Origin of the sequence: Pseudomonas sp. B21-054 (assembly GCF_026016345.1) — a bacterium.
GTDB lineage: Bacteria > Pseudomonadota > Gammaproteobacteria > Pseudomonadales > Pseudomonadaceae > Aquipseudomonas.
In genome coordinates, this window is sequence record NZ_CP087204.1 from 2,860,690 (window position 1) to 2,876,185 (window position 15,496).

The 15,496-nt window shown below is 63.7% G+C and carries 13 protein-coding genes; 4 read left to right on the plus strand and 9 right to left on the minus strand.

Translation table 11 applies throughout. The features are described 5' to 3' along the window. Positions 1-193: 193 nt before the first annotated feature. The 4 genes from LOY70_RS12910 (at position 194) to LOY70_RS12925 (ending at position 2,300) form a co-directional block, all read left to right on the plus strand. Positions 194-493, plus strand: a complete 300-nt coding sequence (locus LOY70_RS12910) for a DUF5629 family protein (RefSeq protein WP_265037217.1) — start codon at positions 194-196, stop codon at positions 491-493. After that, complete coding sequence (locus LOY70_RS12915) at positions 480-1,664, plus strand: lactonase family protein (protein WP_265037219.1); 1,185 nt, start codon at positions 480-482, stop codon at positions 1,662-1,664. Before LOY70_RS12910 ends, LOY70_RS12915 begins: the two co-directional genes overlap by 14 nt. A gap of 156 nt (positions 1,665-1,820) precedes the next feature. Then, positions 1,821-2,000, plus strand: a complete 180-nt coding sequence (locus LOY70_RS12920) for a hypothetical protein (protein ID WP_265037221.1) — start codon at positions 1,821-1,823, stop codon at positions 1,998-2,000. A gap of 174 nt (positions 2,001-2,174) precedes the next feature. Further along, the gene (locus LOY70_RS12925; RefSeq protein WP_003180680.1) at positions 2,175-2,300 is read left to right on the plus strand and encodes a hypothetical protein; all 126 of its coding nucleotides are present in this window, start codon (positions 2,175-2,177) and stop codon (positions 2,298-2,300) included. Between the two features lie 142 nt (positions 2,301-2,442). Here the strand turns inward: LOY70_RS12925 and LOY70_RS12930 are convergent, their stop codons facing one another. From LOY70_RS12930 to LOY70_RS12970, 9 genes are all read right to left on the minus strand, one after another. Continuing rightward, on the minus strand, positions 2,443-3,045 hold the full coding sequence (locus LOY70_RS12930) for a glutathione S-transferase (protein ID WP_265037224.1): 603 nt from the start codon (positions 3,043-3,045) through the stop codon (positions 2,443-2,445). Beyond that, complete coding sequence (locus LOY70_RS12935; protein ID WP_265037226.1) at positions 3,042-6,683, minus strand: AAA family ATPase; 3,642 nt, start codon at positions 6,681-6,683, stop codon at positions 3,042-3,044. The genes LOY70_RS12930 and LOY70_RS12935 overlap by 4 nt, the downstream gene beginning before the upstream one ends. Next, positions 6,680-7,924, minus strand: a complete 1,245-nt coding sequence (locus LOY70_RS12940; protein ID WP_265037227.1) for an exonuclease SbcCD subunit D C-terminal domain-containing protein — start codon at positions 7,922-7,924, stop codon at positions 6,680-6,682. Before LOY70_RS12940 ends, LOY70_RS12935 begins: the two co-directional genes overlap by 4 nt. Before the next feature lie 302 nt (positions 7,925-8,226). Beyond that, a complete protein-coding gene (locus LOY70_RS12945) occupies positions 8,227-9,864 on the minus strand; it encodes a BatD family protein (protein ID WP_265037229.1) in 1,638 nt (545 codons plus the stop codon). Further along, positions 9,861-11,597: a tetratricopeptide repeat protein gene (locus LOY70_RS12950; RefSeq protein ID WP_265037231.1), complete on the minus strand. Its 1,737-nt coding sequence runs from the start codon at positions 11,595-11,597 to the stop codon at positions 9,861-9,863. Before LOY70_RS12950 ends, LOY70_RS12945 begins: the two co-directional genes overlap by 4 nt. Further along, entirely contained in the window at positions 11,594-12,673 is a 1,080-nt protein-coding gene (locus tag LOY70_RS12955; protein WP_265037233.1) for a vWA domain-containing protein, read from the minus strand. Before LOY70_RS12955 ends, LOY70_RS12950 begins: the two co-directional genes overlap by 4 nt. Next, positions 12,666-13,160, minus strand: coding sequence for a DUF4381 domain-containing protein (locus tag LOY70_RS12960; RefSeq protein ID WP_265037235.1), 495 nt, complete (start codon positions 13,158-13,160; stop codon positions 12,666-12,668). Before LOY70_RS12960 ends, LOY70_RS12955 begins: the two co-directional genes overlap by 8 nt. Continuing rightward, a complete protein-coding gene (locus LOY70_RS12965; RefSeq protein WP_025213309.1) occupies positions 13,157-14,101 on the minus strand; it encodes a DUF58 domain-containing protein in 945 nt (314 codons plus the stop codon). Before LOY70_RS12965 ends, LOY70_RS12960 begins: the two co-directional genes overlap by 4 nt. A 9-nt stretch (positions 14,102-14,110) precedes the next feature. Beyond that, positions 14,111-15,070: an AAA family ATPase gene (locus LOY70_RS12970; RefSeq protein WP_025213310.1), complete on the minus strand. Its 960-nt coding sequence runs from the start codon at positions 15,068-15,070 to the stop codon at positions 14,111-14,113. Positions 15,071-15,496 lie beyond the last annotated feature (426 nt).

Genomic DNA, 15,496 nt, shown 5'->3' on the forward strand with positions numbered 1-15,496 from the left:
CCATCGCGAGCAAGCTCGCTCCCACACTGGATCTTTTGTGAATACAAGATCTGTATTCACTGAATCCTGATTGTGGGAGCGAGCTTGCTCGCGATGGCGATTGTCCGGTCAACATCCCTTTTGAAGTGATGGCCCAAGGTCCACTCGCCCATTGGGTTATCATGACAACTTTCCCAACGACCGACTGATCACCATGACTGCCGTAACCGCCCCCCTGCTGCAAGCCCTCAACTCCTGCGACATGCTGATTATCGACGGGCTGCACGCATTCAATTTTGAGCTCGACGAGCAGGACCAACTGCACGTCGAGTGCATGAACGGCCGCACCCTCGAGCACTGGCGCTTCACGCCGGCGCAAATGCAGGCCGCGACGTTCGACAAGGCCTCGAATCACTGGATCATCACCAGTGACTCCGGCGACCACCATCTGGAATGCGTGGAAGCCACCAGTGGCCACGCTGATGATGAGGACGACGAAGATGAAAATGCGTAGCCTCTGGCCGTTGTTGATGGCCGGCAGCCTGGGCGCCATGGGCGCCATGGGCGTCCAGGCAGACACCAACGAGCGCCATCAACTGCTGGTGGGTTCCTACACCGCCGGCCAGAGCCAGGGCATCTACCGGTTGCAATTCGACAGCCGCACCGGCCAGCTCGATGCCAACCCGTTGCAAGTGATCAAGACTGACAATCCTTCCTGGCTGACGCTGTCCAGCGATATGACCCGGCTGTTCGTGGTCAACGAAAACGGGCCGGGACAGAAAGACCCGGTGGGCAAGGTCAGCAGCTACGCCATCGACCCGAAAACCCAGCAACTGAGCCTGATCAATCAGGTGCAGTCCCTGGGCAACGAGCCGACCCATTCCAGCCTCAGCGGTGATGGCCGGCATCTGCTGGTCAGCAACTATTCGGTCGTGGAAGACCCGGGCGGCACCCTGGCGGTATTGCCAGTGGGCGCCGACGGCAAGCTGTCGCCGGTGGTGCAACTGAGCAGCCACCAGCCGAGCCGGGTCAATCCCGAGCGGCAGATGTCGGCCCACGTGCACTCGGCAGTGTCTTCGCCGGATGGCAAGTATGTGTTCGCCAACGACCTGGGGGCGGACAAGGTGTTCATCTACCGCTACGATCCCAAGGCCAATCCCGAATTGCCGCTGACTGCCGCCAATCCGGCCTTCGTGCAATTGCCCCCCGGCAGTGGCCCACGGCACTTGCTGTTCAGCGCCGATGGCAAGCACGCCTGGCTGACCATGGAAATGACCGCGCAAGTGGCCGTGTTCGATTACCAGGACGGGCGCCTGACCCAGCGCCAGTTGGTCGACCTCGCGGCCGGCAAGCCGCAGGCGGGTAGGGCGGCGGCTGCGCTGCATGCGTCCAAGGACGGCAAGTTCCTCTACGTCAGCAATCGCGGCACCACCAACGAAGTGCTGGTGTTTGCCATCGATCCGGCCGCCGGCACGCTGAAAGAGCTGCAGCGACGTTCCGTAGAAGGCGACCATCCTCGGGAGTTCAGCCTCGATCCGAGCGGTAGATTCCTGCTGATTGCCAACCAGAAGAGCAACCAGATCGTGGTGGTCGAGCGCGATCCCAAGACCGGCCTGTTGGGTAAAACCGTGCAGAAAATGCCGATCGATGCGCCGAGCGACTTGAAATTCATCGTGCGGCAATAGACCGCAGGCCTTGTTTTTCAAGGCCTGCGCCGTTGTATCAACGAGACTGATATTGGCTAGTATTACAAAGCATTTCAAGCCAGCACGCCTCGGCGCGTAAGTTTGCTTCACGGCCCAACCGGGCAAGCCAGCCAACTGAATCCGAGGTCTACCGCCATGAATCTGAATCTCTTCTCCGTGATCGCCGCTTCCGCCATCTCTGCCACCGTGGCGCTGCCCGCCAATGCCAGTGTCGAGATCAGCGACAAGAAAAACCGTACCCAGAGCTACACCGAGAAATACCTGCAACAAAGTGCCAACTTCTATGCGGCGCTGGACCACAAGACCCAACACTGAAATCTCGCGCAACGACTGAAGCCTGCGATCTTTTCATCTTCACCGAACACCGGGTGAAAGAGAAAAGATCGCAGGCTTCGCCGTTTCTGGAAAAATCCAGCTGTAATATCACTTGGCCATGTGTTTAAATTTGACGCTGACAAATTGACTCCTTTGCGGACAAGGATCGACACCATGGCAATGCGTCTGGCAGTGATGTTGCTGTTTCTCTATTCCACCCCGATTGTCTCGGCGGCCCAACCGGATTCCGGTGAATTGGAAGTGGCTCGGGAGCGATTGCTGAGCTTGCTTAGCGACTGAATAAGTTTGTTCGCAGGGGAGCGGGGGCCTTTGTGGCGAGGGGATTTATCCCCGCTGGGTCGCGAAGCGACCCCTGTTTTTTACGGTTGCTGCGCAACCGAGCGGGGATAAATCCCCTCGCCACAGGGTGATGTGCAGGCCGTTACTTGGCCATGATCGCCACGAACAGCTCGGACTCCAGGAACCGCTGCAACCACCGCTGCAAATGCGGGTAGGGCGCCTGGGCAAACCATTCGCGGTCGACATGGGCGAACTGGCGCACGAATGGCATCAGCGCCACATCGGCCAGGCTCAGGTGAGCCGCCGCCAGGAATGGCCGCGCTTCAAGCAGCGTTTCCAGCCGACCCAGGAACACCTCGCCCTCGGCCCGATAATGCTCCATCGGTTGTTCAGGGTGACGCTCGGGGTACTTGTAGCGATTCAGGTGAAGCTTGAATCGATGATCGTTTTCCTCGATCAACGCCGCCGTCAACGCCTGGCCCACAGGATCGTCCAGCAGCCGCCAGTCTTGCGGATCATGCCGGGCCAAGGCCCAGGCCATGATCTCCAGGCTTTCATCGATTACCCGGCCCTCAACCTGCAGCACCGGCACCGTGCCTTTGCTGGACAATGCGAGCATCTCGGCAGGCTTGGCCTTCAGGCTGACTTCGACAATTTCCAACTTGACCGCGCTGTAGCGCAAGGCCATGCGCGCTCGCATTGCGTAGGGGCAGCGGCGGAAGGAATAGAGCGTGGCGCGGCTCATTTCACCTCCACGGTGCTCAACCCGTTGCCCTGGCGGCGGACCTGGATCTGCACCGGGATCCGCTCGTGCATTTCCTGCACGTGGGAAATCACCGCGACCTTGCGGCCCTGGGCCTGCAACCCATCAAGGGCATCCATCGCCAGTTGCAGGGACTCGGGATCGAGGCTGCCAAACCCTTCATCGATGAACAGCGACTCGATTTTCAGCGTGCTGGACGCCATCGAGGCCAGGCCCAGCGCCAAGGCGAGGGAGACCAGGAAGGTTTCGCCGCCGGACAACGAATGCACCGAGCGCAGTTCATCGCCCATCTCCGTGTCCATCACCAAAAGCCCAAGCATGCTGCCGCCGCGCTTGAGTCGGTAGCGACGAACCAATTGCCGTAGCTGGGTGTTGGCGTGGTGCACCAGCAGGTCGAGGTTGTAGGCCTGGGCCAGTTTGCGGAAACGGTCGCCAGTGGCTGAACCGATCAACGCATCCAGCCGCGCCCAACGCTGATATTCGACATAGGCCTGTTCGATCTGCTGGGCCAGGGCCTGGTTGGCGTTCTGCCGGCGCTGATCCTCGGCCTGTTCGGCGCGCAGTTCGGCGCAACGCTGTTCGCTGGCGGCGAATTGAGTTTGCAGTTCGGCGAGGGCTTCGGCGAGTTGCTCGGGCGCCAGGTTGCCGTTGTGCTGGGCCTGGTGGTTTTGCAGACGCTGCTCGCGTTCGGTCAGTAGCACACGGGCCTGCTCGATGGCTTTTTCGCTGTTGAGCAGGCGCTGACGCAATTGGCTGACGTGCTGCTCATCCAGGCTGAGCAAGGCTTCAAGCGCAGCATCGTCCAGTTCCGGGTGGCAAGCGCGCCATTGTGCGATGCCAGTGGCCAGCGCCTGGTGCTCTGCGCCCAATGATTGGGCTTGTTCCTGGCGGGCCTTGAGTTCGGCGGCCCGTTGCACCAGGTTGTTACGCAATTCCTGCAGTTGTTGATTGGCTGTCGCCTCGGCATGGCGAGCCTGTTCGAGGGCCTGGTCAAGTTGTTGCTGCCACTGTTCGGCGCTGGTGTGTGCGCCCAGTCGTTGCGTGAGTGTTTGTTGGCAGGCCTGCTGTTGCTCGGTCAGGGCGCTGAATTGCTGGCGCGCCGCTTCCAATTGCTGCACGCGGGTCTGCTGGCGGTCCTGCTCTTTCTCCAACGTCTGCTGGCGCTGGAGCTGTTCGCTGAGTTCGTCGCGCTGCTGTTCCAGTTGTTCCAGGCGCTGGGCGATCTGCTGGTCGAGCTGCATGAACGTGGCGGCCGGTTCAGTACGCAGGGCCTGCAAGGTGTCGGCCGGCAACAGGGCGCTGAAGTGGCTCAACTCATCGTCCAGGCGTTGGCGATCACGGGCCAGTTCCTGTTGCTGGTTGCTCAGCTGCTGTGCTGCCTGCTGGCTTGCCGTTTCGGCATCGCGCAGTTGTTGGGCGAGGCGCGCGGCATCCTGTTGCAGGGTCAGCAGGGCGGTTTGCCGTTGTTCGTCCTGGCTGATGTGCTGATGCAGCTGGCTGTTCTGCTGGGCCAGCCAGGTATCACGCTGGTTTGAATCCTGGGCCAGCAGTTGCGCCGACAATGGGTGGGCTTCCAGGCTGGGGGCCAGGCTCTGTTGCTGGCTGGCGAGCTGTTCCTGCTGCTGTTTGAGCTCCTTGAGCTGGGCGATGACGCCGCTGTATTGCGTGCGCAGGTCGATGACTTTTTCATTGAGCCGCTCGACCGCTTTGCGGGCGTTGGCCTCTTCGTTTTCATCGTGACGACCGAGGCTTTGCAGCAGCGCTTCGGGCTGATGATAAGGATGCTCGACGCTGCCACACACCGGGCAAGGTTGCTCGTCCTGCAACTGCGCGCGCAGTTGCTCGACGCTTTCGCTGCGGGCCAGGCGCTGGCGCTCCAGCAGTTCACGGGTGACGCTCAGGGTCTGTTCGGCAATCGTCAGTTCGGCCTTCGCTTCACCGCCTTCACGCACCAACCGGTCGCGTTCCTGCAATGCCACTTGTTGGCGTTGCTCAAGCTCGGCGCCGCGTTTGTCCAGTTCTTGCTGGCTGGCCCAGAGCCGGGCCAGCTCTTCGAACGCTCGCAGTTGCTTGCGATTGTCTTGCAGCAGGTTGCCGAGCAACTGGATCTGTTCGGCCACCGCTTGCGGTTCGGCGCCGGCTTCTTTGTAGAGGACTTCGAGGTCTTGCCGACGGGTCGCCAGGTCTTCGGCGGCTCGCGCGGCGCTGTGCTCCAGTGTGGCGAGTTCGGCCTGGCCCTTGTTCAGGCGATTGCCGATCAGCATCAACTGCTGGAGTCGATCGCGATAGGCGTTCCAGGCATCGCTCAGCGGCGCCAGGTGGCTGCTTTGTTCAAGCTCGCCAGCGATGCGCTGCAAACGTTCGGCCACTTGTTTTTGCTGGTCGAGCAAGGTGTCGATCGTACGCTGGCCTTCGCTACAGGCTTGTTGCGCCTGTTCCTGGCGTTCGGCGCTGAGGCTCGCGTCCTGGGCCAGGCGGGCGAGGGTGCTCTGCTCGTCGAAGGCCTGACGCAGCAACGGCGCGCTGTCGGTGCTTTGCTGGCGGGCGCTGGTCAGCGCCTGATGCGCGTCCTCCAGGGCCTTTTCCAGTTCGGCTTGTTGGGCATGCAGGTCGATCTGCTGCTGGGTGAGCTGCTGGATCTGCGCCGCCAGGGGTTCGAGCTGCCGGTTCAGTTCCGTCTGGCGAATGAACTGATGCCGCTGGGGCGCCAGTTGTTCCAGGCGGGTCAGTTTCAGGCGTTCGTCTGCCAGCGTAGTCCAATCGGCTTGGGCCTGTTGCAGTTGCTCGGCGGCGCTGCTCTGTTCGTCCTGCAACTGGCGCAGGTCCTTGAGCCAGGTGTGTTGCTGCTCCAGCTGCTTGAGCTGGGCTTGTTGGGCCTTGAGTTGCTGCTGGGCTTCGTTGAAGCGCTGGTCCAGCTCGGCCCGGGCCTCGGGAGCGAGCGGCGTGACGCCAGTGGCCTGGTCCTGCAACTGTTTGTGGGTTTCCTTGGCGTGCTTGGCCTTGTCGAAGGCGCGGCGCCCGAGGCGGGTGTAGAGGGCGGTGTCGGTGAGTTTTTCCAGCAGTTCGCTGCGCTCGTTGTCATCGGCCTTGAGGAACGCACTGAACTCGCTCTGGGCCAGCAGCACGGCGCGGGTGAACTGTTCGAAATTCAGGCCAAGGGCCGCTTCGAGTTGGATCTTGTATTCGCCTTTTTGGCTCGCCAGCAGTTGATCGTTGTCCAGGTCCCGCAGGCTCTGGCGACTGGCTTGCAACTTGCCGCCGGCCTTTTCCCGGGCGCGATTGGCTTCCCAGCGGGCCCGATAGCGGCGCCCGTCGATGCCGCGAAAATCCACTTCGGCATAACCGTCGCCGGTACCACGGCGCAGCAGCGTGCGCGGATCGCCCGTGGCAATGTCGCCGTCGGCATCCGGCACCTTGGCATCGCGCGCGGTGTTGTTGAGGCGCGGCACCGCACCGAACAGCGCCAGGCACAAGGCATCGAGCAGTGTGCTCTTGCCGGCGCCCGTAGGGCCGGTGATGGCGAACAGACCGGCGCTGGCCAAGGGTTCGGCGGTGAAATCGATCTCGAAAGGCCCGGCCAGGGAGGCGAGGTTCTTGAGGCGGATGGCGAGAATCTTCATGGCTGCTCGCTCTCCATCTGCACGTCTTGCAACAGCACGGCAAAGTCCTTGAGGGTCTGTTCGTCCACGTCGTTGCCGTAGGTGTCCTGCCAGGCGCGGCTGAACAGTTCCTGTGGGCTGAGTTGATCCAGCTCGATCAGCGCGGCGCCGTCATCGGCGCTCCCGCTGGCACCGTTGCCGGCGTACTCGGCGGCTATCCGCACCAGGCGCACGGCTTTGCCTTGCAGGGCGGTTTCAACCTGATGCCGCAGGTCTGGCTGCGGCTCGTCGAGACGCACTCGTACTTCCAACCAGGGCTGGCGCTGGACATCGGCCAACAGGTCGATGTCGGGCAGATCCTTGAGTTGCCCCAGGATCTCGGCCAGCGGCGCGGGGCCCAGGCGTTGCAGGTTGACGGCGCGGGGAATCAGCCGGGGCTCGACCTTGACCAGGGTTTCGCCGTCCAGGGTGACGTCGAGAATCTGGTGCTGATAGCCAATCTCCGAGAACGACAATGGGATCGGCGAGCCGCTGTAGCGGATGCGTTCTTCACCGTTGACCTTCTGCGGCTTGTGCAAGTGGCCGAGGGCGACGTAGCTGATGCTCGGGCCGAACAGGCTGGCGGGCAGCGCCTCGGCGTTACCGATGATCAGGCTGCGTTCGGAATCCTCGGACACCGAGCCACCGGCCATGTGGGCATGGCTGATGGCGATCAGCGCCTGGCCTTTCTTGCGCTTGCCGTTGGCGGCGGCGATCAGCCATTCATGGACCTGGCCAATGCCCCGCAGGTAGTCGTCGCCCAACTGCGCGCCGGTGACTTCGGCGGGTCGCAGGAACGGCAGGGCCAGGCACCACGCCTTGACCTTGCCCTTGGCGTCGGGTAACGGCAGCAGCAGGCGCTCGACGTCCAATTGGCCGTCGTCCAGCCACAACACTCGGCCCAGGGCATGGGTGCGCAAGCGTCGCATCAAGGGCGCCGGCAGTTCGATCCGCGAGCCGGAATCGTGGTTGCCGGCGATCATCACGATGGTCAGGCTGGCGTTTTGTTCATGGGCGCTGACGATGAAGTCGTACAGGCGCTCCTGGGCTTTGACCGGCGGGTTCACGGTGTCGAAGATATCGCCGGCGATCAGCAGCACATCGGGCTTTTCGCTGGCCAGCTGGCGCAGCAGCCAGTCGAGGAAGCAGGCGTGTTCGAAGTCGCGTTCCTGACCGTGGAGGTTTTGCCCCAGGTGCCAGTCGGAGGTGTGAAACAGACGCAAGGTGAACTCCAGAAAACAGGTGATGGCCGCGTGAAGAGGGGCGGCTAAAAGAAGGAGAGTTTACTGGGAAACGGCGGGGAGGACCTGCTCAACTTCGTTGGATGTCCCGATCGAATCTGGAGCCAACTCTGTGGCGAGGGGATTTATCCCCGATAGGCTGCGAAGCAGCCTTGGGACCTTACATCTCCATTTGTCTGTTTGATGGAGTCGACAGTGTTGGGGCCGCTTCGCAGCCCAGCGGGGATAAATCCCCTCGCCACAGGTGCTGTGGCCGGCTTTATTACTCTGCATGAATGCGTGAGTTATTTGGGGTACAACGGCGGCAACCCGGAATCACCGGCCGAGGCCAACGCTCCCTCGGTGGGCGGGATGGTGCGGATGGCGCGCCATAGGTCTTCGCCCTGCCAGTGCTGGCCGGTCTCGCTGTAGAGCGCGCCATTGAGGCCGTCGAGGGCGTCGGACAGTGGCACGAAGCGCGCCGCCATGTCGGCCAGGGTTTCCGGTTGCTGGCGGGCCCAGGCGTCCAGGGCCTGGCGCGTAGCATGGGGGTCGTTGGCCAGGCAGGTGCGCTTGAGGTCGTCCAGCAGGGTGCGCGGGCTCGGTCCGGCCTGGGTCGAGCGCAGGATGGCCGGCTGCCAGCGGCCGCGCCACCACAGGGCGAAGCCCAGCACGGTCGTGCAGGCCAGGACCAGGGTACTCAGTTGCCAGTACCAGAGCATGTCGCTGTCGACCGTCGTCACGATCTGCGCCGTGCCCGCCGGCGTGTCCACCATCAGGCTCGGGTTGTTCGCCACCTGCAGGGTTCGTGCTGGAAGACTGGTGCGATCCAGGTGGTTCTCCAGGGTGTTCCACCAGACCACTTCCACCGGCGGCAGCTCGATGGTGCCACTGCGATTGGGCACCAGGGCCTCGCGGTCTTCACGGCTGCCCACCAGTCCGCGTTCGCTGCTGCGGCTGCTGAGGACTGGTTGGTCCGGGTAGCGCCGCAGGCCGTTGATCTCAGTGGCTGGCAGCGGCGGTAGCTGGGCGCTGGCCAGGCCTTCGGCTTCCAGGGTCAGGCTGCGGGTCAGGGAATCGCCCACCTGACTGTGGGTCGGTTCCGGGCTCCAGCTCTCGCTCAAGGACAGGCTGCGGGCCGGCAACCAGGGCACGTCGGCCGGGTAGCTGGCGGGCTTGGGATTGACGGTCAGGCGCAATTGCTCGGAACTGACGCGCATCAACTGGCCCGGCTTGGGCCCGGAAGGCACTGCGTCCTGGGCCACCGGTTCGACCAAGGTGGCGCTGAAGGTCTGGGCCGGAATCGTCAGTTCGCCGCTGCGCTGCGGGTAGATGCCATAACGCAGTTCAATCACGCCGTGGCGCACGTCGTTGATGACTTTTTCATAGGTGCGCGATTCGCCCAGTTGTTCGGTGCGGGCGTCGGGGATGTGCAGCGGCGTCAGGCTGCTGTCGTCGTACAGCGACACCGAATGGTAGATGCGCAGGGTCAGGATCGCCTGGGCCTGCACGTACACCTGGGCCTGGTCGAGGCTGGCCTCGATGAACACCGGCGCCAGGTTGCCGGAGGCGTTGCGGGTTTCGCTTTCGATCACTTGCAGGGTGATCGGCTGGCTGCTCGTTTCGCCCAGTTGCAAGGGCGGGATGACCACGGTGCCGCTTTGGCGCGGCAACAGGGTCACGATCCAGCGGGTGGTGGCACGGTTCTCGCCGTCGAGGGTGGTCAGTTGGTTGACCTGGCGGGTGCCCCGTACCTCGAACAGTGCCTGGAGCGGGTTCAAATCGGGTTTGCCGAACAGGGTGGCGTCATTGGATTCCAGGGTCAGTTCCACCGTTTCCCCGGAGTTCAGGCGGCTGCGGTCCACATTGGCAGTCAGCTGTGCAGCCTGGGTCCCAGAGGTCCAGAGCAGCAACATGAGGAGGTAGGCGGTGAAGCGGGTCATTGGGTTTTTCCCTGGGCCTGATGGCTTTGCTGTTCATACCAGAATTTACGCCGTAGCAGCTCCCCTGGGTTATCCGGGATCTGGCGCAGCCATTGTTCCAGGGCCTGGCGCTGTTCTTCTTCGTTGCGTTGGCCAGCGGCGGGCCGCAGCGGTGGGGTGGTGGTCTGTTCATCGGGCAATTCACTGCCCGGCACATCCTGGGCCGTGGGCGGTTGCGCTGTCCGGGGCGGCTGGGACTCGTCCGGTGTCGCGCTGCTCTCGGAAGAGGGTTGTCCCGGCTCCGAAGACTGGGTGGCGGTCTCGGCATCCGGCGATTGCTCGGCGGGGCTTGCTGGCTCGCTTTCGGCAGGCTTGGGCTCCTGCGGTGGCGGCGCCTGTTCTTTCAGCAGGCTTTCCACCAGCGCCTTGTTGGTCTGGGCGGGGCGCAGGTCCGGTTGCAACTCCAGGGCCTGTTCATAGGCATCCAGCGCGGCTTCCAGTTCGCCGCTCCTGGCCAGGGCGTTGCCACGATTGTAATGGGCGCGGGCGTCGATGCCTTCGGCAAAGCGCCGGGCGGCTTCGCTGTAGTCGCCGGCTTCGTACAGGGCGACGCCTTGCCATTGGCGGTCTTCGAAATGCGCGGCGGCCTCGGCCGGGCGTTTCTGCTTGAGCAGGTGCTGGCCCTGTTGGTCGGGACGCAACCACAGGTCCTGGAGTTCGAAGGCATGGCCGGTCTGCGGCAACACCAGCAGCAGCGGCAGGCAGAACAGCCAGCCTCGACGCCCGGCACAAGCGGCCAGCAGCAACAGCGGCAGGAGCAGCCAGTAGCCTTGGTCGGCCCAGGTGTCCAGGCGCAATGTCTGGCCGTCGCTGCGCAGGTGGCGAGGGCCGTCCAGCAGGCCCAGGCCGCGCAGGTCGCTGTCGTCCAGGCGCGCCGGACGGTAACGACCGTCCAGCTCATTGGCGAAGGCCTTGAGGCCCGGACTGTCCAGGCGCGGCAGCAGAATCGCGCCTTGGGCGTCCTTGAGATAACTGCCATCCTCCTGGGCCACCGGTGTGCCTTCGCGGGTGCCGATGCCCAGCATCAGCCATTGCGTGGCAGAACCGTCCAGGGCCTGGCGAATGCCTTGGCGTTCCTGCTCGTTCAACGACGAACCGATCAGCAGGATCCGACCGTGGCCAAGTTCGCCCTGGTTCAGCAGGGTCAGGGCCTTGTGGACCGCCAGATCGGCGCGGTGGCCGCTTTGCGGCATGATCGACGGCGCGAGGGCTTCGAGCAGGTTGGCGCTGGTGGACAGGTCATCGGACAGCGGCACCAGCGTGTGGGCGCTGCCGGCATAGACGATGATCGCGGTCTGGGCGTCGCTGCGGTTTTGCAGCAGGTCCAGCACCTTGCGCCGGGCCTGTTCCAGGCGCGTGGGCGGAACGTCCGTGGCGAGCATTTCCGGGGTCAGCTCCAGCACCACTACCAGCGGGTCGGCAGGTTTCTGGCTGGTCTGTTCGACCCGTGCCCAGCTCGGTCCCAGCAACGCAAGGACCACCAACAACCAACCCAGGCCCAGGGCGATCCACGGCAATCTGCTTTCACGGCCACTGCCACCACTGAGCAGCACGGCATGAAAGGCCGGCGGCAAGATCATCTGCCAGCGGCCTACGCGTTTCTGTCGATGCCACAGCTGCCAGAGCAACCAGCCCAGCAACGGCAGCAGCAAGACGAACCAGGGGCGCAGCCAGTGTGGCCAGAGGGCGATCATCGACGCCTCCGCAAGCGCAGGCGCTTGAGTCGCTGCCGCCATTCGGTAGATTGGCTCGGCTGGAACAGCGCTCGGTTGAACAGGCGTTGCAGCGGGTTATCCGGCCAACGTTCCCGCGCCACCAGCAACACGCTCAACAGCAGCGCAAGGACCAGGGGCCCGTGATAAAGCGCCAGGGCCGGGCGGGCCTGGGTCGGTTGCTGGGTCACCGGTTCGAGCTGATCGAGGGTGGTCTTGATCGCCAGCAGCTGTTCGCCGTCCTGGGCGCGGAAATAGCGCCCGCCCGTGACCTGGGCGATGTCCTTGAGGGTCGGTTCGTCGAGGTCCAGGCTCGGGTTGACGCCCAAAAAGCCCGCCGTACCGCTTTGCTCCGGGTCGGCGCCGATGCCGATCGGGTAGATCTTCACGCCTTCGTCGGCGGCCAGCCGCGCAGCGGTCAGCGGGTCGATTTCGCCACCGTTGTTGGCACCGTCGGTGACCAGGATCAGCACGCGACTGTGGGCCGGGCGCTGGCGCAGGCGCTTGAGGGCCAGGCCGATGGCGTCGCCAATGGCGGTGTTCTTGCCGGCGATGCCGATGCGTGCTTCGTCCAGCCAACTTCGCACGGTGCGGCGGTCAAAGGTTAGCGGTGCTTGCAGATAGGCCTGGCTGCCGAACAGGATCAGACCGACCCGGTCACCTTCGCGGCCCTCGAGAAAATCCCCCAGCATGTGTTGGACCAGCGCGAGGCGGCTGACCTCTTCGTCCTTCCACTGCATGTCGGGAAAGTCCATGGAGCCCGAAACGTCCACCGCCACCAGCAGGTCACGGCCGCTGGCGGCAATCGGCAGCGGTTCGCCCAACCATTGGGGGCGGGCGGCGGCGATCAGCAACAGCAGCCAGAGCAGGATGAAGGGCGCCTGTTGCCGCCAGGTCGGCAGATGGGCCCGGGCCCGACGGCCCACCAAACCTTCAAGATCCCCCAGGAAACTGACCTTGAGCGCCGGCTCGCCACTGTCGGCCGCCGGCAGCACCAGGCGCATCAGCCAGGGCAGCGGCAGCAGGGCGAAGATCCACGGCCAGGCGAATTCAAACATGTTTGCGGATCCAGATTTCGACCGCTTGGGTCAGGCCGGCGATGGCTTTGTCATCGAGTTTGCATTCGGGTTTGTAGGCACCCTCCACCAGTATCATCCAGCGCGTCAGGCCGGCGGCCGGGCAGCGGTTATCCAGGAAAGCCAGCCATTTACGCCCGTTGAGGGTGTGGCTCTGGCTGTAGGGGTAGTGGTTGCGGCACAGGCGTTTGAGCAGCCCGTTGAGCTGTTGCAACCAGGCCCCGGCCGGCGCGCCGTCGTAGGGCTTGGGCAGCAGGGCGAGTTCGGCCAGGGCGGCCAGGCGTACCGGGTCCAGGGGTTGTTCGGCGCGGGCGGCGGTGCGCTTGACCGGAATGAACCGGCGCAGCTGCCACAGGCCCAAGCCCAGCAATGGGATCAACGCCAGCAGCAGCCACCAGCCCGGCGCGGGCGGCCAGAAGCCGATAGGCGGCGGCGCCATCAGTGGCTGCAATTGATCGAGGCTGCTCATCGGCTTTTCCCGGCCCGCTTGGGGTTCAGGTATTCACGCAACTGCTCGACCATGTCGCCCTGGGTGCTCAGGGGCATCATCAGGATCCGCAGCTTCTGGGCCAGTATCTCCCAGCGTTCCTGGCGCGCCTCGGCCTGGGCGCGATAGGCCTGGCGCAGTTCGAAATTCAGGGTGTCGAGCTCCAACTGTGAGCCGCGCTGGGTGAAACGCAGCAACCCGGCGGCGGGCAGGGCGTGATCCAGCGGGTCCGACAGCGGCAGCAGCAACAGGTCGCAATGGCGCGACAGCAGGCTCAGCTGTTGCTCGGCGCTGTCGGACAGCGCACGTTCGTCGCAAATCACGATCACCAGGCTGCCGGGCCGCAGCACTTCCCGGGCTCGGCGCAGGGCGATGCCGAACGAGTCGCGATCCGGTTCGCCTTCGGCGTGCAGCGACTGATTGACCCGCACCAGGCGGTTGAGCAGTTGCAGAAGGCTCTGTTTGCTGCGCCGGGGCTTGACCTCGTAATGGCTGTTATCGCCGAATACCAGCCCGCCGACCCGGTCATTGTGGCCCAGCGCGGCCCAGCCGATCAGGCTGGCGGCCTGGGCCGCGAGCACCGACTTGAACACCAGTCCCGAGCCGAAGAACAACCGGTGGCTTTGCTCGATCATGATGAAGATCGGCCGCTCCCGTTCTTCGTGGAACAGTTTGGTGTGGGGCTCCTGGGTCCGGGCGGTGACGCGCCAGTCGATGGTGCGCACATCGTCGCCGGCCTGGTAGACCCGCACCTGATCGAAATCCACTCCACGTCCGCGTAGCTTGGAATGGTGCAAACCGATCAACGGGCTGCGTTGGCCCGGGGTCGAGAACAACTGCACTTCACGCACGCGATGGCGCATCTCGATCAGCTCCGAAAGGCTGACGCGGATGCCCGGTGCGGGCGCCAGTGGGTTATTCATGACGCATGCTCAAGCGACAGCGACGACGTCGAGAATCCGCTGCACGACCCGGTCCTGGTCGATGCCGGCGGCTTCGGCTTCGAACGACAGGATGATGCGATGGCGCAGCACGTCGAACAGCACGGCCTGGATGTCTTCCGGGCTGACGAAATCACGTCCGGCCAGCCAGGCGTGGGCACGGGCGCAACGGTCCAGGGCGATGGAACCCCGCGGACTGGCACCGTAGGCGATCCACTCGGCCATCTCCGGGTCGAACTTGGCCGGTGTGCGGGTGGCCATGACCAGTTGCACCAGGTATTCCTCCACGGCATCGGCCATGTACAACCCGAGGATTTCCTTGCGGGCGGAGAAAATCGCTTGCTGACTCACGCGGCGTTCGGGCTTGGTTTCGCCGTTCAGCGCTTCACCCCGGGCTTGTTGCAGGATACGGCGTTCTACCGCCGCATCGGGAAATCCGATCTTGACGTGCATCAGGAAGCGGTCGAGCTGGGCTTCAGGCAGCGGGTAGGTACCTTCCTGCTCGATCGGGTTCTGCGTGGCCATCACCAGGAACAGCGGCGACAGTTCATAAGTGCTGCGCCCGACGCTGACCTGCCGCTCGGCCATCGCCTCCAGCAAGGCCGACTGGACCTTGGCCGGGGCCCGGTTGATTTCGTCCGCCAGCACCAGGTTGTGGAAGATCGGTCCTTGCTGGAACACGAAGCTGCCGGTTTCCGGGCGATAGATTTCCGTGCCGGTGATGTCGGCGGGCAGCAGGTCGGGGGTGAACTGGATGCGATGGAATTGCGCTTCGATCCCTTCGGCCAACTCCTTGATGGCCTTGGTCTTGGCCAGCCCCGGCGCGCCTTCCACCAGCATGTGGCCGTCGGCGAGCAGGGCGATGAGCAGGCGCTCGATGAGTTTTTCCTGGCCGAGAATCTGCGTTGAAAGAAAGGTTCGCAGCGCAAGCAGCGCTTCACGATGTTCCATCGGTGACTGTTCCTGGAAAGGGTGGCCCCGGACGTTCGGATAACGCCGGGGCTGGGGGCGTTACTTTAATGCATGGCAGGGGGTGGCGACTAACGGGATTTTGATTGGCCGTGTGAATTGTGATCGGCTTGGAAAGATTGTGGGGGTGGGTTTGCTTGCCATGAATCCCACCCGACAGGCGCACTTACCCCGTGGCGAGGGAGCTTGCTCCCGCTTGACCGGGCTGGCGCTCCAGTGCGAAGCACCCACAAAGTGAAGGGGTGTTTATCGGGATGTAGGAGTGCTCTGGAACAGGCTACGTTGTCTTGCGCCGTTGCCTACAACTGCGCCAGAATTCGCCGGCTTGTGCGCTTGGGAGGCAGGTTCTATCGTTTTCGGGTCGCTGATGAATCAGCGATCGGGTTTGGTAGCCCGGCTTTTGACTTG

Bases quoted from the DNA above. Each gene is read 5' to 3' on its own strand.
- LOY70_RS12970 (WP_025213310.1), bottom strand. From the start codon at position 15,070: ATGGAACATCGTGAAGCGCTGCTTGCGCTGCGAACCTTTCTTTCAACG.
- LOY70_RS12955 (WP_265037233.1), bottom strand. From the start codon at position 12,673: ATGTTTGAATTCGCCTGGCCGTGGATCTTCGCCCTGCTGCCGCTGCCC.
- LOY70_RS12925 (WP_003180680.1), top strand. From the start codon at position 2,175: ATGGCAATGCGTCTGGCAGTGATGTTGCTGTTTCTCTATTCCACCCCG.
- LOY70_RS12915 (WP_265037219.1), top strand. From the start codon at position 480: ATGAAAATGCGTAGCCTCTGGCCGTTGTTGATGGCCGGCAGCCTGGGC.
- LOY70_RS12945 (WP_265037229.1), bottom strand. From the start codon at position 9,864: ATGACCCGCTTCACCGCCTACCTCCTCATGTTGCTGCTCTGGACCTCT.
- LOY70_RS12960 (WP_265037235.1), bottom strand. From the start codon at position 13,160: ATGAGCAGCCTCGATCAATTGCAGCCACTGATGGCGCCGCCGCCTATC.
- LOY70_RS12930 (WP_265037224.1), bottom strand. From the start codon at position 3,045: ATGAGCCGCGCCACGCTCTATTCCTTCCGCCGCTGCCCCTACGCAATG.
- LOY70_RS12965 (WP_025213309.1), bottom strand. From the start codon at position 14,101: ATGAATAACCCACTGGCGCCCGCACCGGGCATCCGCGTCAGCCTTTCG.
- LOY70_RS12950 (WP_265037231.1), bottom strand. From the start codon at position 11,597: ATGATCGCCCTCTGGCCACACTGGCTGCGCCCCTGGTTCGTCTTGCTG.
- LOY70_RS12935 (WP_265037226.1), bottom strand. From the start codon at position 6,683: ATGAAGATTCTCGCCATCCGCCTCAAGAACCTCGCCTCCCTGGCCGGG.
- LOY70_RS12920 (WP_265037221.1), top strand. From the start codon at position 1,821: ATGAATCTGAATCTCTTCTCCGTGATCGCCGCTTCCGCCATCTCTGCC.
- LOY70_RS12910 (WP_265037217.1), top strand. From the start codon at position 194: ATGACTGCCGTAACCGCCCCCCTGCTGCAAGCCCTCAACTCCTGCGAC.